Genomic DNA, 22,858 nt, shown 5'->3' with positions numbered 1-22,858 from the left:
AAAGGTGTGGATTCCCATTCAGATCAATGAGAATAGCGCAGAGCCATTATATTTTCAAATCGAGACACAGCTGCGCTCGTTAATCGTTAGTGGACAGATTGAAGAGGGGACGCTGCTTCCTTCTATCCGGGAATTTGCAAGCAGTTTAAAATGCAGTGTAATTACGGTTCGCAGGGTATATCAGGATTTGGAGAACGAGGGGCTGTTACTTACAAAGCAAGGAACCGGCACATTCGTAGCCCGGGTTGGACAAAGCGAAAGGAGTGAATATCGCAGGATGGTCGTGCAGGAGGCCGTAGAAGCTGCAGTCGATGCGGGCTTATCGGTTCAATATAGCGAGGAGGAGCTGAAGGCTCTTTTTCTCAAAATCATTAAAGACAAGTACCAGTCCGAGGTTGGGGAGGAGAAAAAGAAATGACGGAAACATTAGCGCTGGAGATCAAGAATGTCGTAAAGAAACGCCGGCAGAGAACCGTCGGCCCGATGAATCTCCAAATTCCTCAAGGGTATATCGTTGCGCTAGTCGGCTCTAACGGCTCTGGCAAAAGTACAATACTCCATATGATGACACAGAGTCTTTTACCGGATGAGGGAGAAATAAGATGGTTTGGGGAAGAGGGAGCCGGAGAGCTGCCGTTGGAAATTAGAAGTAAAATCGCTTATGTGGCGGAGAATCCATTGACTGAGGAAAACTTTGAGACGGCAGAGCAGGCCGCGAGCTTTCGGGCTCATTGGTATCCGACCTGGGATCAGGAGCGATTTGATCGCTTGATGACTAAATTCGATGTGCCTAGGAAAGAGCGGTTAAACCGGATGTCCAAAGGCGAACGCCGAAAATTTGAGGTTGCGGCAGCGCTTGCTACGAATCCAAAGCTGCTAATTCTCGATGAGCTCTCGTCCGGATTAGATCCCTTTGCTTGGAAGGATATGATTGACGAGCTTCAGAAATGCATGGTTGGTGAGGACGTAACGATCATTATGGCAACCCATATTGTAGAGGAAGTAAAGCGGCTTGCCGATTATATCGTGCTGGTGCATCGAGGTGAAGTACTGGGCATGGTGGAGAAAGATATACTTTATGGATGCTGCTATGAGGTTTGGGTTCGCGGTGATCGTTCTGAACTGAGGGAGAGAACTGATATTATCCAGCATGAAGAGGAGGAGCCGTCAGTTCATAAATTGATTGTGCGTGATGAAGGTATTATTGCCGATTTGCAGCAGTCCAAACAGCTTCAAGTATTGCGAAGCCGCGCGCTTGAACTTGAAGAGGTTCTTGAATTATGGATTCAGGGGTATCACCCGATTCAGGGCATCACCCGGAACATTGATTTCTAAAAGCAAAAAAAGGGAGTGGAACGATGGCTAAACCATTAGTACTGGATCAGGTAACAAAGCAGTTTGGAGATAAAACGGCCGTGAGTCAAATTTCTCTGCAAGTGGAGGAAGGGGAAATTTACGGACTGCTAGGCGGTAATGGAGCGGGAAAGACGACGACGATGCGCATGGTGCTCGGCCTGATTTATCCCGATGATGGGCAGATTCTGTATCATGGACAGAAGTACAGCAGTGAACTGCAGCATAACATGGGTTATTTGCCTGAAGAACGGGGGCTATACCCTAAAGTCAAGGTTAGCGAGCAAATTATTTATTTGGCCCGGCTGAAGGGGATGTCTGCAAAGGAGGCGGATAAGAGTCTGCGTTACTGGCTTGAGCGCTTCGAGGCATCAGATTATTACAATAGGAAAATCGAAGAACTGTCCAAAGGAAATCAACAAAAGATGGGCTTCATCGCAGCTGTTGTACACAGGCCGAAAATATTGATTCTGGACGAGGCTTTTAGTGGACTCGATCCTGTTAATGTTGAACTGCTCAAAGCGACAGTTAAGGAGCTGCGGGACGAAGGAACGAGCATCCTGTTCTCTACTCACCGCATGGAGCATGTAGAGGAGCTGTGCAGCAATATTACGATTCTTCAGCGTTCGAATACGGTGCTGCAAGGAAATATTCAGGAGATTAAGCAACGTTATCCGAGGGAAGAGGTGCTTCTGCATACGACGGGTCCGGTAATGGGGCTGGAGGGAATTTCTGGAGTTGAGCGTGTAGAGCGACGTGAACGCGGTTATTTAATCCGCATCTCCGATATATCGGCCGCGCAAGAAATTCTGCGTCATGCCATGAGCGAAAGCACGGTAGAGCATTTTGAAATCAAGGAACCGACGTTGAATCAAATCTTCATTAAAGAGGTAGGTGAGACTCATGAATAAGATGCTGCCGATTATTAATTTCACATTCTCCAATAAGGTTAAAACGAAATCATTCGTCGTTACCACCCTTATTTTCGCGGTCTTGTTGACGATCGGTATTCATGTGCCGTATTTTATTCAATTGTTTTCCGGCAATGAGAGCACAGAGGCGCAAATCGGTCTTGTCTATGGCAACCAGGCTGAAATTGCGGAATCTCTGGAATCCTTTATCGACAAACAGCCGGACGCTAAAATCTCTATCATCAAATACGAGCAGGCTAATGAGCAGGCTTTGAAAAATGACTTTGAGAGCGGGAAGATCAAAGGTTACTTAGAGTTCGGTGAATCGGTCGGCTCCCAATTCCCGAAGGTCATTTACACCAGCAAGAAGGACAGTATGGATTGGACGCTTCATTCACTGCTTCAGTCTGCCTTAGAGAACGTCAAGATGCAGTATGTGACGCAAGGAAGCTCTTTAACGGATGAACAAATCGCAGCGATTAGTGCGCCTGTGGTTATTGAGGAGCAGAAGGTTGATGAGGCTGCTGGGAGTGGCAGTGCTGGAGCGGCAGAGGAAAGTGAAAAACCTGCTCCTATCAACTATGTGATCGTATATGCGCTTATCATCCTGTTCTTTATGACGAATATGATGACGGGCAACATGATTGCGGCTGAGGTAACGTCCGAGAAAAGCTCGCGTATCATGGAAATTCTTGTGACGAGTGTTTCACCGTTAACGCAAATGTTCGGCAAAATTCTGGCGATGTTCCTGATCGGGCTGTTACAAATCGTAATTTTTATCGCGGTAGTCGCCGCCAATCTAGCATTGCCGTATAATCAGGCATCCTTGGCCAGCATCAACTTGGATTTATCGCAAATCAACTTAGAAATTGTGTTTGTCGGTTTGCTCTTCTACATTCTAGGCTACTTTCTGTATGCCACCTTATATGCGGCAGTTGGTTCTATCGTTAGCCGTACGGAGGATCTTGGCCAGGCGGTTATGCCGATTACGATGTTATCTTTAGCGGCGTTCTATGTGGCTATGTTTAGCTTGTCAGCGCCGAATTCCCTGCTGCTTAAAGTATGCTCCTATATTCCATTTGTATCTCCGGTGACGATCCTGCTTCGCTTTGGAATAGGGAACGCTACTTACCTGGAAATTGGATTGTCCTTATTGATTCTGCTCGTAGCTATTATCTTCTTTAGCTGGCTGGCAGCCAAAATTTATCGTACTGGGGTCTTGCTGTACGGTAAGCGTCCTACGTTGAAGGAACTGCGCAAAGCGATGAAGGCATACAAGATTTAGTATGGAAGGATAGCAAAATAAATGGTAAGAAATTTTAAAACAAAGGAGAATAAAGATTGTGAAAAGTTGGAGACGATCACTCTTATCACTCTTGATTTCTGTCGGTCTACTCTCAGCAGCAGCTCCGGCGGCTATGGCCGCTCCACAGCAAGCAGCATTAAAAATCAACAACCGAAACGTTGAATTTGCAATGAATGCGCCTATTGTCGATCAGGGGACAACGATGGTGCCGCTGGAAGCAACACTTCAAGCGATGAATGCCGAACTTGGCGATGTGCAGGATGATGCTATTTATGTCGTTATTAACGGCAAGGAGATCACGCTGAACAGCAAGACCCAGTTGATTAACGGTGTGAAGTATGCGCCGGTTCGGATTGTTGGAGAAGCCGCAGGCTACGCTGTTCACTGGGATCAGCAATCCCGCACCGTCATTCTCATCTCCAAAGCAACGGGACAAGGTGCCCGCGGTTTCCTGTGGGAGGTCAAAAATAACGGAAATACTGCGTATCTGGTAGGATCGATGCATTTTGCCGATGATAGCTTCTATCCACTGCGCTCGGAGTACGAAGAGGCTTTTGCTGAGGCTGATTATCTGGGTGTGGAAATTGATGTTAGTAGAGCAGCTGATGAGGCTAATCAGAAGATGATCATGGATTTGGGAACGTATCAAGACGGCACGACACTGAAGGATCATGTGTCCGAGGATACGTATGCGAAGGTTGGCGAAATTCTGCGGCAAAACGGGATAGAGCCAAACGCCTTTGATGTCTTTAAGCCTTGGGTTGTAGAGCTGACCATGACTAGCCTAAAATCGATGGATGCGGGATATGAAGCGGCTGCAGGTGTCGATCTGTATTTCATCCAGAAAGCCATGGAGCGTAAACTGCCGATCATCGAGCTGGAATCCTATGCGTCTCAGCTGAGCATGTTCAACGGTTTCTCCAAAGAACTACAAGAGAAGAACCTAAATGCGGTATTAGATCATTTCGATGTGTTGGATGAGAGCGTGAATCAGATGGCAGAGATCTGGAAAACAGGCAATGACGAGCAGCTGCTGGAGCTGACGAACAGTTTTTCCGAAGATGAGGAATACAACAAGGCAATGCTGATCGACCGCAACATAGTCATGGCTGACAAAGTCGATGGATATTTGAAAAACGGGAAAAACGAACAATATTTCATCGTCGTAGGGGCAGCTCACTATTTGGGAGAGCATGGAATCATCAAGCTGCTCGAGGATAAAGGATACACGGTTGTTCGTAAGTAGTAGTTATAACATCTTTGCTATGGCCCTTTCGCTTCTCGAGTTGAAGCTGAAAGGGCTTGATGGGATTCATACCTATGGGGATGCTTATCTGGCGAACATCGTATGGCTGGATATTGGCGAGGACGCATTGACGATTAAGCAATCGGGGACGGTGACTCTAAACGGCGGTGAGGCTTACGACGGTAGCGATAAGGTATTTCAAATTAATGCCAGGGAAATTCATCCGTCAAAATGGGGGAACGACCTTCACTGTAAATGTACTTATCGACAGCTGTAATATTTCAAATATGAAGGAAGCCATCTTTCGAACCGATAGCAGTTCAAGAAAGGTTACGATGACGAATACCCTGTACTCCAAAGTAGGGCAGAAATGGTACGAGGTTAAACATGTAACTGAATTAAACAACACGGAATATTAATCATCATCCCCCTCTAGTATTAGAGGGGGATGTAATTTTCCGAAAGAGAGAATAGTATCGGGATTGGTGACGATCATCTTGCGAAGATAGGCGTGGTAAGTTATAGTGGAAATAACTGAATATGGAGTGCGGGTGCTGGATGAAGTCCGGCTGAGATTGGAACCTGATGTTCCTGACCGTTAATCTGATCCAGGTAATGCTGGCGTAGAGAACATATCGAACCTTACCATTCGTGTATTCTCGAATGGTTTTTTTGCGTGGTATGGGCCGGCAAATATAGAACGGAGGTAGAGTTAACAGATGAGAGATTTTCGTTTGTATGCTATTACCGATGAACGAAGCCATCCCGGCAGAGAGCTTGCCGAAGTGATGGAGGAGGCCATTCTTGGCGGCGCCGATATCGTGCAGCTTCGGGACAAGCACAGTGACCGGGCTGTGGTCCTCGAGAAGGCGAAGGTGCTTCGCGAATTAACGCGCAGGTATGATGTCCCTTTTATTGTTAACGATTATATCGACATTGCACTTGAAGTAAATGCTGACGGTATCCATTTGGGTCAGGGCGATACACCGCTGCTGGCTGCCAGAAAGCTGGTGGGCGATAAAATCATCGGGATTTCCACGCATGCGATCGAAGAGGCGCTATTAGCCGAACAGCAGGGAGCGGACTATATCGGTGTTGGCCCGATCTATCCGACAGCTACGAAGGCCGATGCGGAGCCGGTGACGCTCTCCTACGTCCGCGAGGTAGCTGCGAGAATTCGCATACCTTTTGTGGCGATTGGCGGCATCAAGCTGCACAATGTCGATGAAGTCCTTGCTGCTGGAGCGAAGCGAATATGTGCGGTTACCGAAATTGTAGGCAGTCTCAATGTCAGAAGGACATGTGAAGCTTTTATTCGAAAACTGGAACAAGGAGGAGCTATTCATGGAGTATAGGGAGTCTGTTGACCTTAAGGTGAATGGGGTTCTTCATACCTTGGAGGCAGGTACTATTCAAGATGTGATCGCTCATTTTGGCTTGACAGGCAAGCCGGTAATCGTGGAAGCTGATGGGAAAATCCTAACGCCGGAGCAATGGGATGACACACGTACCACCACGGGAATGGTCATTGAACTAGTTCACTTTGTAGGAGGGGGCTAAACGGATGAAAAACGATAATTTGTGTATTGGCGATCAATCGTTGTCCTCGCGCTTTTTTATAGGGACGGGGTTGTTCCCGAATCCGTTCGTCCAACAGGAAGCCATTAAAGCGTCGGGAGCCGAGGTGCTCACTTTTGCGATTCGGCGCATCAATTTGGACGCGGTAGAGGATGACTCCATCCTGCAGCATTTGCAGCATGAAACCTATCGATATTTACCGAATACATCTGGTGCAAGGACGGCAGAAGAAGCTATTCGCATCGCTCGTCTCGCCAGGGCCTCCGGCCTTAGCGACTGGATTAAAGTAGAGATTAGTGTGAATGCTAGAACGCTTCTGCCTGATCCGATTGAGACGTTAAAGGCCACGGAAGCACTCGTAAAAGAAGGGTTTACCGTCCTGCCCTACATTTCTGATGATCCTGTCATTTGCCGACATCTTGAAGAGGCGGGAGCAGCGGCGATTATGCCGGGGGCGGCACCGATTGGCACAGGACTGGGCATTCTAAATCCCTATAACCTTGGTCTTATCGTCGAAGAAGCCGGAGTCCCCGTTATCGTTGATGCGGGTCTAGGAACGGCCAGCGATGTCACAAAGGCGATGGAGCTCGGAGTAGATGGGGTACTCATGAATACGCCGGTAGCCAAAGCGACGGATCCGGTGATGATGGCTGCGGCGATGAGGCATGCCATAGAAGCGGGGCGGCTTGCTTATTTGTCCGGGCGAATTGCCCGCAAGAAGTACGCTTCCGCAAGCAGCGGGCTGGAAGAGTTCATATTGAAATAAACCTATGAGTGGACAATACGGGAGCGATGGTATGAACCGAAATGTAGTTATTATGGGAGGCGGGATCATAGGCCTATCTTGTGCTTTTGAATTACAAAAGCGTGGGCACAGAGTAACTCTGCTCGAGATTGGCCGCTGTGGCGGGCAAGCTTCAGGAGCGGCTGCGGGCATGCTGGCTCCATACTCGGAAAATCTGGTGGAACCCGATTCCTTTTTCCGTCTATGTCTGGACAGTTTGCAACTTTATCCAGCATGGCAAGCGGAGGTTAGAGAAATTTCGGGACAATCGTTTGAATACAGCCAAACCGGCAGTCTCTATGCGGTTTATCATGAGGCCGATATACTCGCTCTTGAGGGCAGGCTGCTCTGGCAGAGAGAATACGGTTCTACCGGTTGTATTGTGGAAGGGGAAGCGCTGAAGCAGATTGAGCCATCCCTATCAAACGAAATAAAGGCGGCATTATATACGCCGGAGGAAACCCATATTTACGCTCCGCATTTTGTACAGGCATTAGAGCAGGCCTGCCGCAACTTAGGCGTAAATATTATTGAGCATTTGGAAAGCGTTGAGATCCTTGATGTACACCAACGGCAGTGGCAAGTATCGCAGAGGGAGATCGTCGTAAGGTCAAGGGATGGTCGGGAATTTTCGGCAGAGCGGTTAGTTGTATGCTCCGGTGCCTGGGCTCGTGAACTGTCGGAGGCGCTGGATTTCAACATCCCGATTTACCCGATTCGCGGCCAAATCTGTGCCTATAGCAATATTCAGCATACGGTCAGGGGTATGGTATTTAATAATCAAGGTTATGTGGTAGCCAAAGATAACGGCACTGTCATATGCGGCGCATCTGAGGACATTGCCGGATTCGATACTTCAGTGACGGAGAAAGGCATAGATCGCCTGCGTAAGTGGAACAAACGGCTATTTCCTTCTCTGGAGGGGGAAATTCCTTTTCATAGGTGGGCGGGATTGCGTCCCTCCACCCAGGATGGGCGGCCATTGTTAGGAGCGCTTGAAGCCTCTGATCAGATCGTCTTTGCCGCAGGACATTATCGTAACGGAATTTTGCTCAGCCCGGTGACAGCCAAAATAGTTGCGGATGTCATCGAAGGACTCGAATTGCCAAGCTATTATTCGGCATTCCTGCCGGAAAGATTCAATCCTATGATCGTGCAGTAACTCAGTAGTAGCAAGCATACCGTTCCTATTAACCTCTTCTTGTAGGCGCCAGCGCCTTTTACAGGGAAGAGGTTTTTTATCGTGGCTATCTTTACCACACTAAGAATTTGATCATTAAAGTTGACAACGGCAGCGTTTTGCTTTATGATTTATACCCATAGGGGTATACGTATCAAAAGAAAAATCGGTTCATTAATGCATAGGCTGGGAAAGATAAGAATCAATAAGAAACGGAGGAAGCGAAATGTCCGCACCTACAGAGCTGGAAGTAAACAGAAGACTGGACTGCAAAGGGCTTTCGTGTCCTTTGCCCATAGTTAGAACTAAGAAGGCAATGGATGAAATGGATCCTGGTCAGGTGATCGAGGTTCAGGCAACTGACCGAGGCTCGGTGGCTGATATTCAAGGTTGGGCGAAAAATACAGGACATCATTATCTGGGAACGATTGAAGAGGATCAAGTGCTGAAGCATTATCTTCGCAAATCGAGACCGGATGAAGTGAAGGAAGAACAGAAGTACCCCTATATTGCTTCCAATGAGGATTTACGAGCCAGAATCACAGGGCAGGACGCCATTACGATTCTTGATGTCCGCGAGCCTGCAGAATATGCCTTCGGTCGCATTCCCGGAGCTAGATCGATTCCTCTGGGGGAACTGGAGCAACGAGCGGGCGAGCTGAATCCAGATGAGGAAATTTATGTGGTATGCCGTACCGGCAGCCGCAGCGATCTTGCTTGCCGGCTGCTTGCTGACATAGGATTCAAGCAAGTAAAGAATGTAACACCCGGCATGTCGGACTGGGAAGGGCCTGTTGAACGGGCGTTGGGGAAGTAAAAGGCGAACCACTATGTTCAAATCAAAAATAATAATTGAAAATCATGGAGGTATTATTATGTCAACAAGAGTAGCGATTATTGCGAGCAACGGCGGTTTATTCGACGCGTATAAGGTGTTCAACATCGCGACTGCATCAGCAGCAACTGAAGCGGAAGTAGCTATCTTTTTCACATTCGAAGGGCTGAATTTGATTCACAAGCAAGGTCATCAGCAATTGCCGCTTCCGGCCGGGAAGGAATATTTCGCAGAAGGATTCAAGAACGCTAATGTGCCTTCTATTCCGGAGCTGGTAAGCATGGCGCAGGAGCTAGGGGTGAAATTGATTGCATGCCAGATGACGATGGATGTCATGAACCTGAAGAAAGAGGATTTTGTTGAGGGGATCGAAGTAGGCGGGGCCGTGACATTTCTTGATTTTGCAAAAGATGCTAACGTATCCTTATCGTTCTAAGCAATGAAGGTAGATTGAATCAATTTCATAATGCATAGTTACAGAAGTGCAGACTAACCGAATTTGGATATTTTATTTTTTAAAATTAAGCCGCTTGTTCATTCAAACGACGATTTAAACGATCACACGCAAGTTTTACAGCATTATAAACCAACGTAACCAAGTCAAAATGAGCCTTCGCTTTCGGGCCTGTTCGATGTCTTACATTGTTTAACTGAAAAAATCCTTTTAGGTAAGCATTCACTCGTTCAACGGCAGATCGCTTCTTAGCTATCTCCTTCCAAAGCTTCGAGCCACGAGCTGGAGCCGTGTACTTTCTTAGATCTGTTGTGATCTTCATTTTGTACACCTTTTGGCAAAGTGTATCCTTTGCTAGTGGGCAATGTTCACATTCTTTTGGGCGAACATATTTCAGTGTTTCATATTTATCATCATAACTGTCGTAACGATACGAATGTTCTCTGACGCACGTTGGCGCAAAGTGTTCGTCAAACCCAATAAGCTCTGGCTCCCTTCGGCGGTTATAAGCAATGATGGCATGAGCATCCACTGTCCGAATTTGTTTGTATATCAGTTCATAGTCGTACCCAGCATCCATCGTTGCATACGAAAACTTGAAATGTGGATGTATCGAAGCCAATCCTTTCAGGAGTGGAATGGCGGCTTTACCATCATTTAAGCTTCCAGATGAGAGCATAGCTCCTAAGATATATTGACTTTGCGTACCTACAGCTAAATGACCTTTATAACCATACCAAAATACGTTTTTTCCATCGCTGTTTTTCTTGACTCCCCATTGTGGATCAAGTGGCATTTGGTCACGTAGATGATGGAATGTCTCGTTTAATTGTGCGGCAATTTCTTTCTCGAAGATAGGCTTTTGTTCCTCTTCATCTTGCTTTTGTTTCAACCATGCTTCACGTTCGGCTTTTGATTTTCTCCCACGTTTTTTTGGCGCTGGCTTTTCCTTTTCTTGTTTGGCGGGTGCTTGATCTCGAGCTTCGATATGGGTGGCATCTATGGCAACCGTATCATCGGTGATGAAACCTTCCGTCATCGCTTGGGCAAGCAACTGGGTTTGTATGTCTTCTAGTGCATGACTTTGGCTCATTTTTTTCACCAACCGAGAATAGGAGGCTGCTGACGGAATCGACTCTGACAGCATAAACCCACAATCCAAGCGGAACAAGATGTCATGTTGCAGTCGTTTGATTACATCTTTAATCGTTGGGATTCTTTCCACGATTCGGATGATCAATGAATAGATCATGGCTCTGTAATTGACTTCAATAGGCGCACCATAAAGCGCTGTTTTCTTAACCAAACGTAAAATAGGTGTAATGTCAATGGCAGCAAAGATTTCACGAAAACGATCTTTTTGTTCCATTTCATAAAGTTCTTGCAGGGTAAATAAACTCTCATGTCGAATATAAGACATAGGAGTTCACCTCATCTCTTTTGGTATAGTGTCGATACTTACCTATTCGAGATTTGGGGAGGTACTCCTTTTTCTATGCCCTAAATAGCTAGTTGTGGTAAGGCTTTAGAGTTATGAAATTCATTCGATTAATGAATTATTAAAATATAATAAATTTAGCGAAAGGGGATAACTCGAATGTCTGCTATAACTTCACAATTACAAGCGATGACGGCCGGCGAGTTGACCCGCCGAATTCTGAATCAGGAGCCTTTATTCATTCTGGATGTCCGTAACGGCAGCGATGTAGCGGATTGGCAAATCGAAGGAGAGAGCATTGAACTGGTCAATATCCCTTATTTTGATTTGTTGGATGGGGTGGACGCTGCACTGGAGCAACTGCCAGAGAGCAGCGATGTTCTTGTTGTATGCGCCAAGGAAGGTTCCTCTAAATTCGTTGCCGAGCAGCTTATCGAAGCAGGAAGAAGCCGTGTCTATTATTTAGAAGGCGGCATGAAAGCATGGAGCGAGCATTTGGAGCCTGTTCTTATAGGGCAACTGCATGATGGCGGTTCACTTTATCAATTTGTACGGATCGGTAAAGGCTGTCTATCCTATATGGTCATTTCGCAAGGTGAAGCGGCTATCATCGATGCGGTAAGAATGACGGATGTATTCATGAATTTTGCTGCAGAAAAAGGAGCAGCCATCAAGCACACGCTGGATACACATCTTCATGCCGACCATATATCCGGGGGCCGCAAGCTGGCTAAGCAAACGGGAGCAATGTATTGGCTTCCTCCAAAGGATGCAGAGGAAGTCACCTTCGATTATGCGAAGCTGGAAGAAGGAAACATTATTAGCGTGGGAAATACCACGATTGAAATTCAGCCGATATATTCTCCGGGCCATACGATTGGCAGTACTTCCTTTATTATTGATAATCGTTATTTGCTGACCGGCGATATTCTGTTTGTCGAATCCATCGGCCGCCCGGATTTGGCGGGAAAAGCAGAGGACTGGGTTGGAGATCTATATACGACCTTGTACAACCGATATAAAGCACTATCCGATGATTTAATCGTACTTCCCGCTCACTTTGGAAAAGTGACTGAGCTAGGAATGGGCGGGGCGGTTTCCGCACGGCTGGGAGATCTTTTTAAGCACAATCCGGGTCTGCAAATAACTGTGGAAGCAGATTTTAGACGGATGGTCAGTGAGAATTTACCACAGCATCCCAACGCTTATCAGGAAATTCGTCAGACAAATATGGGCAAAATACAACCGGATGATGAGCAGCAGCGAGAGATGGAAATTGGACCAAATCGTTGCGCCGTGCATGATAAATAATTTACCTGAGGGGAGGAAATGAACAAATGGAAAGCAACAAAAAAGTCGATACCACAGGATTAATGTGCCCGATGCCGATCGTGAAGGCGAAGAAGGCGTTAGATGAATTGCAGCCTGGTGAAATTATGGAGGTCGTCTCCACGGATAAAGGTTCTCTGAATGATTTTCAAGCATGGGTCAAGCAGACAAACCATGAACTGCTAAAGCACTCTGAGAAAGACGGCATCTACACTTTTCTAGTAAAGAAAAATTAACAACCAAATAAGCGAACACAGCCCGAACCGCTTTGTTCGCTTATTTCAAATCATAGATAATGCGTACGCCGAGGCTGCTGTAAATCTCCTCTTTATAATGGCCTTGGGGGCAAGTTTTTATGACGTGCAGACTGTTGTGCAGAGCTTTCATAGGTTCCTTGCATTGTGGGCAGCGATCGGCTAACAAGGTACGAAGCGCATTTAACATATTTCATCACCAATCTCTTATAGGTTTACTTGGTATTAAGTATAGCTTTTTATTTTTGATTCGTACAGATAAAATATTTGGATGACAGCTTACGTAAATGGTTGGAAAGGAGGGACTGTGAATATTCTGTTATTTATCATCATGTTATTGCTCGGATTGATTGGTTCCTTCTTCTCAGGGCTGCTAGGAATAGGCGGAGCGATTGTTTCTTTTCCCTTATTGCTGTTCGTCCCATCTGCATTTGGAGTCGCTAATTTTACCGCACAGGAAGTCTCGTCAATTAGTATGTTTCAGGTATTCTTTGCTTCTCTAGCTGGCGTACTGTCATATCTCAAAAATGGCAAGGAACACGCAGCTGTAATTCATAAGAAGCTTGTTATCTACATGGGATCAGGGATTTTGTTCGGCAGCCTTGCCGGAGGCCTTGTTTCGGGATACCTTGACGGTAATATCATTAACATTATTTATGGGGTTGTCGCCATTGTTGCGGTAGTCCTAATGCTGCTTCCGAGCAAGGCTAAGGAGGAAGGGCTGGCCGGTCAGGAAATCAGCTTTAATCGAACTTTTGCCGTTATGATCTCGTTTCTGGTTGGGATCGTATCAGGAATTGTCGGTGCTGGCGGCGCATTTGTTCTAATTCCGGTGATGCTAACGGTCATGAAGCTTCCTACCCGAATTACGATTGCTACATCTTTGGCGATTGTGTTTGTTTCTGCGATCGGCGGGGTGGCTGGTAAATTAACAACAGCGGATATCCCGTGGGAGGCGACGTTGTACACTGTGGTTGGCAGTCTGCTAGGTGCTCCGTTGGGTACATGGCTTAGCGCTAGAATGAATGTTAAATATTTGCGTTATGGCCTTATTGTTCTAATCACATTGACCGCGATTAAGGTTTGGATGTCGATACTGTAAGCAAAGAAATTTTCAGTTCATTTCATTATCGGGCGAAGGTCATCAATCAGCTGCGATGGAAGATTGCGTGAGCCGATGTTTTCGAATAATATACCCTTAGGAGTATAGGTTAAGTGCAATGAAATGGAGTGAATTCATGTGGAATACAATTATAACGATGATCTAAAAAGACGCCTGAAAAGGATAGAAGGACAGGTTCGAGGAGTTCTCCGCTTAATGGATGAAGGTAAATCCTGCAAGGAAGTCGTAAGCCAATTGTCAGCTGTGCGTAATGCTTCCGACCGGGCTATTGCCCAAATCGTCGCCGAAAATTTGCAGCAATGTATCTTGGAGGAGCAATCCTCAGGCGGAGATACCCATAAAGTCGTACAGGAAGCGATCGAGCTGCTGGTAAAGAGCCGCTAAATCGGATTTTGCACGGTAAGACAATTTATAAGGGAGTGAGATCATTTTGGCTGGAAAAGTAAATAAAGAAATTACACCGCAAGCGTTAGCTGAACGTCTGAGAAAAGGCGAGCAGGTCATGATGCTGGACGTTCGGGAGCCGGAGGAATGGGCAGAGGGCCATCTGCACGGCGCGAAGCATATTCCGCTTGGGCAGATTCTGGAAAGATTGAGCGAATTGAACGCTGAGGAGGAGTTGGTTGTAATATGCCGCAGCGGCAACCGCAGTGGACTAGCCTGCGAATTACTGCAGGAAAAAGGCTTTAATGTCGTAAATATGACGGGCGGATTGCTGGCCTGGGAAGACGAATTAGTCTAACTGGAGGATAACAATTCATGTGGTTCATTGCTCTAATATTAGCGGGCCTAGGATATTTGCTGATCTGGTTGATCCGTAATCTACTGCCTGTCCAAGGGCTTGCCTATGTCGATGCGAGCATTTTGAACGACATCTCGGAGCTTCCGCAGCAGACGAAGATGCTCGATGTTCGGGACGAGGTGTTCTACCGGGAGTGTCATGTACAGGGGGCTATCAACATTTCCATTGGACGACTTCCCTTTGTGTGGAGAAATGAATTGTCCCCAAGTGAGCCTGTTCTTATTCTCTCTGATAGCATCATAAAGAGTAAAAGGGCGGCGCGACTGCTAAAAAGCCGGGGCTTCCGGCAAATTTACGCGGTTCGTGGACAATATTGCGCTTAAGAACTGATGGAGTGTGGTTAACCAGTATGGAGACAAGTACACTTATTTATATTTTAATCATATTATTGATTGTTTGGTTTGCATATACTCGCGTACGGCCTGCCCCAGGCTTGAGATTGCTGCGGGACGAGCAGTTTAGAAATGAGATGCAGAGCTCTAAAGACTGCGTAGTGATCGATGTTCGGGAAACCGGCGAGTATAAGAGGGGACATATTCCTGGAGCGAAGAATATACCATTATCACAGCTGCAAGGCCGGATTAGCGAGATTCCGCAGGATATGGAGCTGCTGCTCTACTGTCAGAGCGGAATGCGCAGCAAAAATGCGGCGCGCATCCTTAGCAAGAGTGGTTATAGCAAATTAGCTCATCTTACGGGCGGGATCAGCGCTTGGAGAGGGAAGATTACAAAGTAGGCATTGTAAAAAATAAAATACGAAGAGGGTTGTCTAATAAGGCCCTAAAAGAAAGCCGGATGGAAAAAACGCGATGTATTTCCGTCCGGCTTTTTGTGCGCATCTACCAAGTACACACCCCACCACCAATAACAGCTTTCTTATGGTTGGAGCGACGCACTACTTAATAAATACTCCGCCAAATGGGATCACCTCGCGCAAAAAGCGTTTCACGACACCGTCACCGCTCTGCAGATCACGCTCCAGCTCGCGGTTGCCAGAGCCGGCCTGGATGAGAACATGTCCATGCCCGGTCATCTTCCATTGGTAGCGCATATGCTGGCTGGCGAGGTGATTGCCATAGACGGACAGCTCCAGCTTGGCATTCTCGGGATAGGCAATGACGCTTCCCGCCTCCACATAGATTGGCTCCTCAGGATCAAGCGGCATCTCAAGCACCTGGCCCTGGGTTAAAATGCCGATGAAGCCTCTCCCGGAGAACTTCATTTTGATCGCATCGCGCGTAATCATCATATTCTTCATGCTGAGGATGCGAGTCTCCATTTCTACGCCTTCGGTATAAAAGAATAAATGCTTGAAGTCATACAGCAGATCGCTCCCGTCCGTAAACCTGATCGTGTTCATTGTAATCGATGGAGGAAGGGAGGCGACAAACTGGCAGGGACCCTGAATATCCGCACGGATCAATTTACGTTTACGATACATTCCTTGTATATTCATCAGCTTATCGCTTCGATGGCCGCCGGATCCGCGGAAGGCGATAATCTGCCCGGGATGCAGCACGTGAGCGATCTCCCCAGGGTCGAGCTTAAAAGTTACAGCTTGTCCACTCAGCAGGGCAGATTCGTTATTATATTCGATATCCAAATGATCATCCTCCCTCGTGGCTATAGGGATTATTTACGGAGCACGAAACGGATAACGCGAAGGAGAATGAAATAGCCGGCCAGCAGTGCGACGCCTGTTATTATCATGATCCTGGTTTTGCGGGCATTGGCTTCCCGGATCTCCTGTGCTTCGGTTAAAGCGGATACGGTGGCCGCCAGCTCCTTGTTGCTTGCCATAAGCTCCTCGTTCTGCTGACGGTAGGCTTCCAGTGTTCCTTGCGCTTCCTCCAGCCTGTCCAAGGTGACCTGATAGTTCTCTTTAATTTCGTTTACTTCATTGGGAAGTTCTGACAACACCTTAACACCCTTGAGAAAATCATCAATATACCCTGCACCTGCACGTGGAGCGCCCAGGAATCCAATTACGAGCATCGCTGTAAAAATAATTGAGACAATACGAATCATTCTTTGCTTCATTCTCACTTCACCCCCGATGTCATGTGTGAAATATGAGTTCTTATCATTAGATATTACGTAGTATTTGCTCGGGAAGTTTCCATATGCAGTGTCGGCTTTACTACTACCAAGCGCTATTTTAGCAAAAAGACCGCTTTTGCCGGAGTTATCCAACCAACCCGAGAAAAAGACGGTCTATTCAAGTCAGCTCGTTGAAGGCTTAAAGGTAGCCTCAAAGTGCTTCAAGTTATCAAACATAGACGGGTAGTTAAGCCTGGGCAACCTTGCGCATATACATGATGGCTACCGTACGCGGGCCACAGTGACAGGAGATTGCGCAGCCGCCTTCAATGATGGCAACTTCTTTTGCATCCGTCTGCTCCAGAAGCGTCGTTCTAATATAATCTGCCGCTTTCTCCGCTAGCGTCTGAGCCACAATGACTAGATCTTTATCAATCTTTGGAAAATTGTCGATGAAATGCTGTAGCATTCGCTCAACAGCCTTCTCTGTTTTACCTCTATATTTATCGGTGGAAATGACAAGGCCATCCTTAATCTTCAGCACAGGCCGGATTTTAAGCAGGCTGCCAATCATATGCTTGACACTGGATACGCGGCCGCCCTTGTGTAAGTAATCAAGACTGTCCACCAGCACTTCCATTTCGACGCGCTCTCGCCATTCCTCTAGGAGCTCGACGATTTTTTGTGCGTTGGCTCCGTCTTTGGCAGCCAGGGCCGCTTTAAGGACAAGAAGAGCGATACAGCCGGATACATGCATCGAGTCGACAACTCGGATGCGGCCTGCCGGGAACTCTTCCGCGGCGATCAGTGCGTTTTGATAAGTGGATGAAAGTTTGGACGACATGCTGATGAATACAATGTCCTGTCCTTGTTCAATGCAGGGCGCGAAGGCTGCGATAAAATCGGCCGGAGATGGTGCCGCCGTTCGAGGCAGCTCATCATACTCGTCTACCCTGCGATAGATGTCGGTTGTAGTGATTTCAAGCTTGTCCTTATAAGCGCTCTCACCGAACACGACATACAGCGGAACGATACCGATATCATGCTGTTCGATCCAAGAATCCGGTACGTCAGAAATACTGTCCGCGAATATTTTAACTTGTGTCAACGCATTTCCCCCAGTAATAGGTTTTGGTCATTAGATATGATAGCTCTAGACCTAATTAAATTATAGTAGAGATAGACTGCTATAGCAAAAAAAACGTGTCAACTTTTGTCGCATCTCATAATTATTGATTGATCCATGCGAAACGCTGGCGATATTTTCGTGGGGACAGCCCTTCAATCTTAGTAAAGCTGGCGGTAAAATAGGCGGCATGGTTGAAGCCAACCTCCTCGGCAATCCGCTCCACCGTATAATTGCTCTGCAAGAGCAGCAGCTTTGACTGTTCAATCCGGTAACGCTGCAAGTAAGCGGCAGGCGAGCAGTTGAACACTTTCTGCATGCAGCGGGCGATATAGACCGGGTGGAAGTTAATGCTTTCACCTAGCTTTTTGGCTGAAAATGGCTCTTTGTAGTGCTCTCGTAAGTAAGAGGCCGCACGCTCTGCACAGAGTGATTGCGGAGATGGACCATTTTTCCCCAAGGAAGCGGATAAGAGAGAAATCACCTCCTGGAACAACGTCTGCTGACGCAGCCTGGCGCCGGATATATGCAGTCTGCGGTTGAGATCAGTCAACTCCGTAAGGGTATCGTTCAGCTTCTGGGGCTGCACAACCTTCGTAAACTGGGGAATGGGCACACTGAATGTCCATGTTGAAAAGGCAGAGGCCGGCATATATCCCGGACGGTCATCACCCATGCAGAAATGCTCGTCACATCTCTCCGCCTCCATCGACCAGCTGGAGGCTGTTTGAAAGTGAAGCCAATGATAAAGCGTATCTTCCTTGCAATCCGCTGTCGCATAATGATAGCTGTCCGGCCGCAAAATGAGAGCATGTCCCTCGCTGACCTCATAGCTCCGTTCTTCCTCACCCATGTACAGGCAGCCCTTCATCACGACAAGGAGGTCGAATACGTCGATGTTTTGCCGGCTAGGGTGCTTTTGGCCAGCGCTCAGCAGGGTTAAGCCGCTGGCAATATAATGGGGCATGGGAGGAACTGTAAATTGAATGACAGACATGCGAATTACCTCCTAATACATATAAATTCAGGTTTGAATATTTAAAGATTCAGTTGGTTGAGTGATACATCCCATCCAATATACCATCTATAATGTGACTCATGCTCAATGTTAGCCCTAAGGAATGAGTTTTTTGTCTTCGCATCTGAATTATTCCTTGTAGAACTATATATAATGAAAGCCCGCAACAATTGAAGAATAACTTGATCGTAGATGGAAAATGGGACTTTTATAGCAGCTTTTACAAGTTAATATACGGATGGTTGATATCTTCTCGGTCATACTGGAGGTTGTAATAATGAAAAATAATAGGAGTAGAGAGAAAGATAAATTCGGGCTTTGGATACTGGCTTGGCCGATCTTTATCGAAATGTTCCTGCAATTTCTACTGGGGGCCGTCGATACGTTAATGGTGAGTCGCATCTCGGATGACGCCGTGGCCGTCGTCGGTTTCTCTAACCAGCTCTTCAATGCATTGACAACGCTGTTTGCCACGGTGGCGAGCGGTGCCGGAATCGTCATCGCCCAGAAGCTAGGCTCACGGCGGGAAGAAGAAGCGCGGACAGTCGCTGTTATCTCACTGAAAGTAACCGCCATTATTGGCCTCGGGCTCAGCCTGCTGCTCATTGCCGTTCCGGGCCCAATCGCTAGGATGCTGCAGCTGCCTGAGGGGCTGATGCCGCTCGCCGTGACTTACATTTCAATCGTCGGCGGAGGAATGATCCTGACCGCGCTCATGGCTGCGCTGGGCACGGCGATCCGCAACACCGGCAATACGAAAGGGCCAATGTATATCGCGGTAACGATGAACATCATCCATATTATCATGAACTATGGTTTTATATTTGGAGAGCTTGGATTTCCGCAGCTCGGCTTGACCGGGGTGGCGATTTCCACCGTCACCAGCCGTCTGCTGGCGACGATCATGCTGCTGGTAATTTTCTTAGGCGCCTTCGAACGCAGAATCGGGATTCGTGATATATCCTTATTCGACCGCAAACTGTTCAAGGAAGTACTTGTCATCGGCTGGCCGCTTGGGGTCAACTCCGGCAGCTGGGTATTCTCGCAGCTCGTCATTTACTCTTTCATTGCTACGCTTGGCTCCATGGAGCTGGCAGCGCGGACATATATGAGCACGCTGGAAACCTTCTGCTTCCTGCTGGGGTTCTCGCTCGCGCTTGCCGTCCAGATTCAAATTGCGCATCTCTATGGAGCAGGTCGAACCAAAGAGGCGTACAAGGCGGTATACCGATCTCTGGGAGCGGGCCTTCCTTTAGTTATTATCAATACGTGGCTGCTGGTTCTATTCGGCAAGAAAATTCTGGGCTTGTTTACGCAGGATGAAGGAATATTGCTTATTTGCGGATCGCTGCTATGGCTTAATCTCGCACTGCAGCCGGCCAAGGTGCTCAATATGACACTGGGAAACGCACTGAATGCCGTGGGAGATACACGATATACGATGTTTGTCTCATTGACGGTGATGTGGATCGTAGCCACCGGCCTTTCCTATGTTTTTGGAATTTCGCTGGGCTGGGGAATTGCGGCCATCTATGGCTGCATGATCGCGGATGAATATATTCGAGGCATTTTCTGCTATATCCGCTGGCGGGATCGGAAGTTCTTGCGGAGAAAAGAGGCGGAGCTCCAAGGGGGCTTGGCTCCAGAAGGAGTGCTGCGGAATCCATCCGCATGCGCGGAAGCTTAAGCGATAAGGCAGCCGTCTTGTACATGATTTCAATTTTGCATTGATCTGGTTTATTGCACGGGAGAAGCCTCGGCAGTCAGCTGCAACCTAAATCTATCAGATCGACAAAACCAAAGGTCTCAGTCCTAAGCTTCATCGGACTGAGACCTTTTAATGTTGAAGGAAATTTTCATATTTTTTATAGGTAAAATATTGAAATAAATAGCTATTTCTTCCGATAACAATAGAAAGTCTCAAAATTTTTCAATCTCGGAAGGAGCGAAGATTTGTGAAGCATTTGGATGAAACGATGATCGCCATGCTGCAAAGGCAAAGCCAGCAAGCGCAGCAGACGCAGGAGAATGCGGCGGTCGGGATGACGTGGCAGGATTTTGTCGAGGTGAGGCTGGATCAGCCGTTTGTGCAGGTGGGGCGGGAGACGCTGTCTTTTCAGCGGTACTCTTTGTTCGAGGATCAGTTGTCTTTGGTAATGCCCAGCATGTTCAAGCCGATGACCCCGCAAATGGCAGCATTGAAGTATCCGTCGGAGCGCAGGCCCCAGCTGATCTACACCAACGCGCTTAGCACGATTAATGTCGCCTTCAACCATACTGCAACTCCGGTGCGCGACAAGGAGATTGGAGAATTCACACAGGGTATTACGCAGATTCTCCGCCGAACGCAAAAAATACTCAAATGGTACGAAGACGGCACCGTTCAGTCGCCTGAGGCAACTGTCGGATATTGCGAGTTCGTCACCCCGGTGATGAATGGGAGCATTTATAACTTCATGTTTTTCATGTCCCTTGAGGGGCGAGCGCTTATGTGTACCTTCAACTGTCTGGATCAAGAGATGAATGATTGGAGGCCGATTGCTAAGAGTATGATGGCATCCCTGCGCCTATCGGATGAAGAAGTCTCGGCAGAGCTTCGGGGATCGAGACCGGGAGGTGCTGAGGCATGACGGAGTCCGCGCTTACTTATGACAATCTGGTGGTCAGCCCGTTTGAACTGGTGAATTTGCTGGAGCTGACAATTGTGAAGAAAGTGAATGATCACGCTTGTTTGAAATTTACGGGCATCGTGTCTGAGGAGATAAAGGACAGCTATGTGCTCATGTGCGATGCCAGAACCACCGTCAAGATCAGCCAGCGCAACGAGCAGGGCACATTGTCCCCGCTGTTTTGCGGTATTGTGCGGAACATTGCCGTAAAGGCCGTCCGGGGCGTATACCATTTGGAAGTCGAAGCGGTGTCGCATACCTTTGAGCTGGATGTGAAAAAAAGAAGTCGTTCCTTCCAGAACAAAAACATTACGTATCCCGACCTGCTGAATGTGGTCAAAACGCCTTACCGGGGCATTGACATTATCGACGAGGCTACCGGAGGCGGGGCGATCGGGCGGTTCACGATGCAGTACCTGGAGACGGATTGGCAGTTCCTGACCCGGCTGGCCTCGCGGCTGCGCACCGTGCTGATTCCTTCGGTCGTCTTTGACGAGCCTAAGTTCTTCTTCGGCTTGCCGGATGGCAGCATCAAAGGGGTTATTCAGGAAAGCCACTATCAAATGATGAAGCGAATGGACCCGTATCGCCATACGACGCAGAATACGAGCGCCAAAGTCTTGGAGAACGACTATATCTATTACGAGGTAGAGTCGGAGCGGGTGTTCCAGCTTGGGGACAACGTACAGTTCAAAGGCTCCTTGCTGTATGTCATCGAGGCTTGGACGGAAATGAAGCAAGGTCAGCTGACTCACCGCTATATATTAAGCTCCCGGGAGGGACTGCGGCCGAATCCTTTTTACAATGATCAAATTATTGGCGTTTCGATTCAGGGCCAAGTCATTGCTGTGCAGAAGGACACGGTCAAAGTTCACCTCGCCATTGACAATACCCAGCAGGCTAACGATGCACATTGCTTTCCGTATGCTTCGGTATATACGGCCGAGGGGAACAGCGGCTGGTATTGCATGCCTGAGGTCGGCGACCATGTGCGCGTCTATTTTCCCGGCAACCGGGAGGAGGAGGGCGTGGCCAGCAGCTCGGTGCGGCAAAATTCCGACGAAGGTGAGACGAACAAGCTGGGCAACCCCGATCATAAATATTTCCGGACAGCCGCTGGCAAGGAGCTGATGATGACGCCGGAGGAAGTGGTGATCACAGGGAAGGATGGCGAGATATTTATCCGTCTAAGCGAGAGCGGCGGCATTGAAATATCCAGCAGCAAGGAAATCAAGCTGGTTGCGAAGGAGGACATTCTGATGAATGCCGAGCAGAATATTACGATTTCGGCCAAGGAGAAAATTACGCTGACGAGCCAAGAGACGAGCACCATCGAAATGGACGACCGCACGGTGATCTCGGGACTGGAGCTGAAGACGAACTAATCCTGGTTCCCCAGTTCAGGAAGGACA

The 22,858-nt window shown here is 47.7% G+C and carries 26 protein-coding genes, 1 pseudogene and 1 riboswitch; of the genes and pseudogenes, 22 read left to right on the top strand and 5 right to left on the bottom strand.

Annotation, left to right across the window (positions count from 1 at the left end; translation table 11 throughout):
- Positions 1-4 precede the first annotated feature (4 nt).
- The 12 genes and pseudogenes from EIM92_RS00695 to EIM92_RS00640 all read left to right on the top strand — a co-directional run bounded on the left by EIM92_RS00695 (position 5) and on the right by EIM92_RS00640 (position 9,629).
- Positions 5-418 (top strand): GntR family transcriptional regulator, encoded by a 414-nt coding sequence (locus EIM92_RS00695; protein WP_125081028.1) that lies wholly within the window; start codon positions 5-7, stop codon positions 416-418.
- Positions 415-1,335: an ATP-binding cassette domain-containing protein gene (locus EIM92_RS00690; RefSeq protein ID WP_125081027.1), complete on the top strand. Its 921-nt coding sequence runs from the start codon at positions 415-417 to the stop codon at positions 1,333-1,335. Before EIM92_RS00695 ends, EIM92_RS00690 begins: the two co-directional genes overlap by 4 nt.
- Before the next feature lie 23 nt (positions 1,336-1,358).
- Positions 1,359-2,264 carry an ABC transporter ATP-binding protein gene (locus EIM92_RS00685; RefSeq protein ID WP_125081026.1) on the top strand — a complete coding sequence of 302 codons (906 nt, stop codon included), beginning with the start codon at positions 1,359-1,361 and terminating at the stop codon, positions 2,262-2,264.
- Positions 2,257-3,549 (top strand): ABC transporter permease, encoded by a 1,293-nt coding sequence (locus EIM92_RS00680; RefSeq protein WP_125081025.1) that lies wholly within the window; start codon positions 2,257-2,259, stop codon positions 3,547-3,549. The genes EIM92_RS00685 and EIM92_RS00680 overlap by 8 nt, the downstream gene beginning before the upstream one ends.
- A gap of 58 nt (positions 3,550-3,607) precedes the next feature.
- Positions 3,608-4,816 carry a TraB/GumN family protein gene (locus EIM92_RS00675; RefSeq protein WP_125081024.1) on the top strand — a complete coding sequence of 403 codons (1,209 nt, stop codon included), beginning with the start codon at positions 3,608-3,610 and terminating at the stop codon, positions 4,814-4,816.
- Positions 4,817-4,874: 58 nt separating this feature from the next.
- Positions 4,875-5,235: pseudogene (locus EIM92_RS00670) on the top strand (pectate lyase); the annotation flags it as partial.
- 118 nt (positions 5,236-5,353) lie between these two features.
- Positions 5,354-5,463, top strand: a riboswitch (TPP riboswitch).
- A 72-nt stretch (positions 5,464-5,535) separates the two neighbouring features.
- Positions 5,536-6,171 (top strand): thiamine phosphate synthase, encoded by a 636-nt coding sequence (gene thiE, locus EIM92_RS00665; protein WP_125081023.1) that lies wholly within the window; start codon positions 5,536-5,538, stop codon positions 6,169-6,171.
- Entirely contained in the window at positions 6,161-6,376 is a 216-nt protein-coding gene (gene thiS / locus EIM92_RS00660; RefSeq protein ID WP_125081022.1) for a sulfur carrier protein ThiS, read from the top strand. Before thiE ends, thiS begins: the two co-directional genes overlap by 11 nt.
- A 4-nt stretch (positions 6,377-6,380) precedes the next feature.
- Positions 6,381-7,160, top strand: a complete 780-nt coding sequence (locus EIM92_RS00655) for a thiazole synthase (RefSeq protein ID WP_125081021.1) — start codon at positions 6,381-6,383, stop codon at positions 7,158-7,160.
- A gap of 31 nt (positions 7,161-7,191) precedes the next feature.
- Entirely contained in the window at positions 7,192-8,340 is a 1,149-nt protein-coding gene (thiO, locus tag EIM92_RS00650; protein ID WP_125084956.1) for a glycine oxidase ThiO, read from the top strand.
- 244 nt (positions 8,341-8,584) lie between these two features.
- Positions 8,585-9,175: a sulfurtransferase TusA family protein gene (locus EIM92_RS00645; RefSeq protein WP_125081020.1), complete on the top strand. Its 591-nt coding sequence runs from the start codon at positions 8,585-8,587 to the stop codon at positions 9,173-9,175.
- 58 nt (positions 9,176-9,233) lie between these two features.
- Positions 9,234-9,629 carry a DsrE/DsrF/DrsH-like family protein gene (locus EIM92_RS00640; RefSeq protein WP_125081019.1) on the top strand — a complete coding sequence of 132 codons (396 nt, stop codon included), beginning with the start codon at positions 9,234-9,236 and terminating at the stop codon, positions 9,627-9,629.
- Positions 9,630-9,714: 85 nt separating this feature from the next.
- On the opposite strand, the gene EIM92_RS00635 is transcribed toward EIM92_RS00640, so the two are convergent.
- Positions 9,715-11,067, bottom strand: a complete 1,353-nt coding sequence (locus EIM92_RS00635; RefSeq protein ID WP_125081018.1) for a transposase — start codon at positions 11,065-11,067, stop codon at positions 9,715-9,717.
- Positions 11,068-11,244: 177 nt separating this feature from the next.
- Here EIM92_RS00635 and EIM92_RS00630 point away from each other — a divergent pair, with 177 nt between their 5' ends.
- The 7 genes from EIM92_RS00630 (at position 11,245) to EIM92_RS00600 (ending at position 15,329) form a co-directional block, all read left to right on the top strand.
- Positions 11,245-12,396 (top strand): MBL fold metallo-hydrolase, encoded by a 1,152-nt coding sequence (locus EIM92_RS00630; protein ID WP_125081017.1) that lies wholly within the window; start codon positions 11,245-11,247, stop codon positions 12,394-12,396.
- A 26-nt stretch (positions 12,397-12,422) separates the two neighbouring features.
- Entirely contained in the window at positions 12,423-12,650 is a 228-nt protein-coding gene (locus tag EIM92_RS00625) for a sulfurtransferase TusA family protein (protein WP_125081016.1), read from the top strand.
- 325 nt (positions 12,651-12,975) lie between these two features.
- Positions 12,976-13,770, top strand: a complete 795-nt coding sequence (locus EIM92_RS00620) for a sulfite exporter TauE/SafE family protein (protein WP_125081015.1) — start codon at positions 12,976-12,978, stop codon at positions 13,768-13,770.
- Positions 13,771-13,908: 138 nt separating this feature from the next.
- Entirely contained in the window at positions 13,909-14,175 is a 267-nt protein-coding gene (locus tag EIM92_RS00615) for a metal-sensitive transcriptional regulator (protein ID WP_125081014.1), read from the top strand.
- 46 nt (positions 14,176-14,221) lie between these two features.
- Positions 14,222-14,533 (top strand): rhodanese-like domain-containing protein, encoded by a 312-nt coding sequence (locus EIM92_RS00610; RefSeq protein ID WP_125081013.1) that lies wholly within the window; start codon positions 14,222-14,224, stop codon positions 14,531-14,533.
- A 17-nt stretch (positions 14,534-14,550) separates the two neighbouring features.
- Complete coding sequence (locus EIM92_RS00605; RefSeq protein ID WP_125081012.1) at positions 14,551-14,916, top strand: rhodanese-like domain-containing protein; 366 nt, start codon at positions 14,551-14,553, stop codon at positions 14,914-14,916.
- 26 nt (positions 14,917-14,942) lie between these two features.
- Entirely contained in the window at positions 14,943-15,329 is a 387-nt protein-coding gene (locus tag EIM92_RS00600) for a rhodanese-like domain-containing protein (protein WP_125081011.1), read from the top strand.
- 159 nt (positions 15,330-15,488) lie between these two features.
- Here EIM92_RS00600 and EIM92_RS00595 read toward each other — a convergent pair whose 3' ends face one another.
- The 4 genes from EIM92_RS00595 to EIM92_RS00580 all read right to left on the bottom strand — a co-directional run bounded on the left by EIM92_RS00595 (position 15,489) and on the right by EIM92_RS00580 (position 18,756).
- Positions 15,489-16,196 (bottom strand): AIM24 family protein, encoded by a 708-nt coding sequence (locus EIM92_RS00595; RefSeq protein WP_125081010.1) that lies wholly within the window; start codon positions 16,194-16,196, stop codon positions 15,489-15,491.
- Between the two features lie 29 nt (positions 16,197-16,225).
- Positions 16,226-16,633, bottom strand: a complete 408-nt coding sequence (locus tag EIM92_RS00590; protein WP_125081009.1) for a hypothetical protein — start codon at positions 16,631-16,633, stop codon at positions 16,226-16,228.
- Positions 16,634-16,880: 247 nt separating this feature from the next.
- Positions 16,881-17,741, bottom strand: a complete 861-nt coding sequence (locus tag EIM92_RS00585; RefSeq protein ID WP_125081008.1) for a DegV family protein — start codon at positions 17,739-17,741, stop codon at positions 16,881-16,883.
- Between the two features lie 121 nt (positions 17,742-17,862).
- Positions 17,863-18,756, bottom strand: coding sequence for a helix-turn-helix transcriptional regulator (locus EIM92_RS00580; protein WP_125081007.1), 894 nt, complete (start codon positions 18,754-18,756; stop codon positions 17,863-17,865).
- A gap of 298 nt (positions 18,757-19,054) precedes the next feature.
- Between EIM92_RS00580 and EIM92_RS00575 the strand changes: the two genes are divergently transcribed.
- The 3 genes from EIM92_RS00575 to EIM92_RS00565 all read left to right on the top strand — a co-directional run bounded on the left by EIM92_RS00575 (position 19,055) and on the right by EIM92_RS00565 (position 22,831).
- Entirely contained in the window at positions 19,055-20,464 is a 1,410-nt protein-coding gene (locus EIM92_RS00575; RefSeq protein WP_125081006.1) for an MATE family efflux transporter, read from the top strand.
- Positions 20,465-20,732: 268 nt separating this feature from the next.
- On the top strand, positions 20,733-21,407 hold the full coding sequence (locus tag EIM92_RS00570) for a hypothetical protein (protein ID WP_125081005.1): 675 nt from the start codon (positions 20,733-20,735) through the stop codon (positions 21,405-21,407).
- The gene (locus EIM92_RS00565; RefSeq protein ID WP_125081004.1) at positions 21,404-22,831 is read left to right on the top strand and encodes a contractile injection system protein, VgrG/Pvc8 family; all 1,428 of its coding nucleotides are present in this window, start codon (positions 21,404-21,406) and stop codon (positions 22,829-22,831) included. The genes EIM92_RS00570 and EIM92_RS00565 overlap by 4 nt, the downstream gene beginning before the upstream one ends.
- Positions 22,832-22,858: the final 27 nt, after the last annotated feature.

It is taken from the genome of Paenibacillus lentus (assembly GCF_003931855.1).
In the GTDB taxonomy this organism is placed as follows: Bacteria; Bacillota; Bacilli; order Paenibacillales; family Paenibacillaceae; genus Fontibacillus; species Fontibacillus lentus.
The sequence above is the reverse complement of the archived record's forward strand: the minus strand, read 5'-3'. Positions and strand labels throughout refer to the sequence as shown.

What these genes read in the sequence shown, in the direction of transcription:
- EIM92_RS00690 (WP_125081027.1), top strand. Translation starts at nt 415, where the DNA reads ATGACGGAAACATTAGCGCTGGAGATCAAGAATGTCGTAAAGAAACGC.
- EIM92_RS00685 (WP_125081026.1), top strand. Translation starts at nt 1,359, where the DNA reads ATGGCTAAACCATTAGTACTGGATCAGGTAACAAAGCAGTTTGGAGAT.
- EIM92_RS00680 (WP_125081025.1), top strand. Translation starts at nt 2,257, where the DNA reads ATGAATAAGATGCTGCCGATTATTAATTTCACATTCTCCAATAAGGTT.
- thiE (WP_125081023.1), top strand. Translation starts at nt 5,536, where the DNA reads ATGAGAGATTTTCGTTTGTATGCTATTACCGATGAACGAAGCCATCCC.
- thiS (WP_125081022.1), top strand. Translation starts at nt 6,161, where the DNA reads ATGGAGTATAGGGAGTCTGTTGACCTTAAGGTGAATGGGGTTCTTCAT.
- EIM92_RS00655 (WP_125081021.1), top strand. Translation starts at nt 6,381, where the DNA reads ATGAAAAACGATAATTTGTGTATTGGCGATCAATCGTTGTCCTCGCGC.
- thiO (WP_125084956.1), top strand. Translation starts at nt 7,192, where the DNA reads ATGAACCGAAATGTAGTTATTATGGGAGGCGGGATCATAGGCCTATCT.
- EIM92_RS00645 (WP_125081020.1), top strand. Translation starts at nt 8,585, where the DNA reads ATGTCCGCACCTACAGAGCTGGAAGTAAACAGAAGACTGGACTGCAAA.
- EIM92_RS00640 (WP_125081019.1), top strand. Translation starts at nt 9,234, where the DNA reads ATGTCAACAAGAGTAGCGATTATTGCGAGCAACGGCGGTTTATTCGAC.
- EIM92_RS00635 (WP_125081018.1), bottom strand. Translation starts at nt 11,067, where the DNA reads ATGTCTTATATTCGACATGAGAGTTTATTTACCCTGCAAGAACTTTAT.
- EIM92_RS00630 (WP_125081017.1), top strand. Translation starts at nt 11,245, where the DNA reads ATGTCTGCTATAACTTCACAATTACAAGCGATGACGGCCGGCGAGTTG.
- EIM92_RS00625 (WP_125081016.1), top strand. Translation starts at nt 12,423, where the DNA reads ATGGAAAGCAACAAAAAAGTCGATACCACAGGATTAATGTGCCCGATG.
- EIM92_RS00605 (WP_125081012.1), top strand. Translation starts at nt 14,551, where the DNA reads ATGTGGTTCATTGCTCTAATATTAGCGGGCCTAGGATATTTGCTGATC.
- EIM92_RS00600 (WP_125081011.1), top strand. Translation starts at nt 14,943, where the DNA reads ATGGAGACAAGTACACTTATTTATATTTTAATCATATTATTGATTGTT.
- EIM92_RS00590 (WP_125081009.1), bottom strand. Translation starts at nt 16,633, where the DNA reads ATGAAGCAAAGAATGATTCGTATTGTCTCAATTATTTTTACAGCGATG.
- EIM92_RS00580 (WP_125081007.1), bottom strand. Translation starts at nt 18,756, where the DNA reads ATGTCTGTCATTCAATTTACAGTTCCTCCCATGCCCCATTATATTGCC.
- EIM92_RS00575 (WP_125081006.1), top strand. Translation starts at nt 19,055, where the DNA reads ATGAAAAATAATAGGAGTAGAGAGAAAGATAAATTCGGGCTTTGGATA.
- EIM92_RS00565 (WP_125081004.1), top strand. Translation starts at nt 21,404, where the DNA reads ATGACGGAGTCCGCGCTTACTTATGACAATCTGGTGGTCAGCCCGTTT.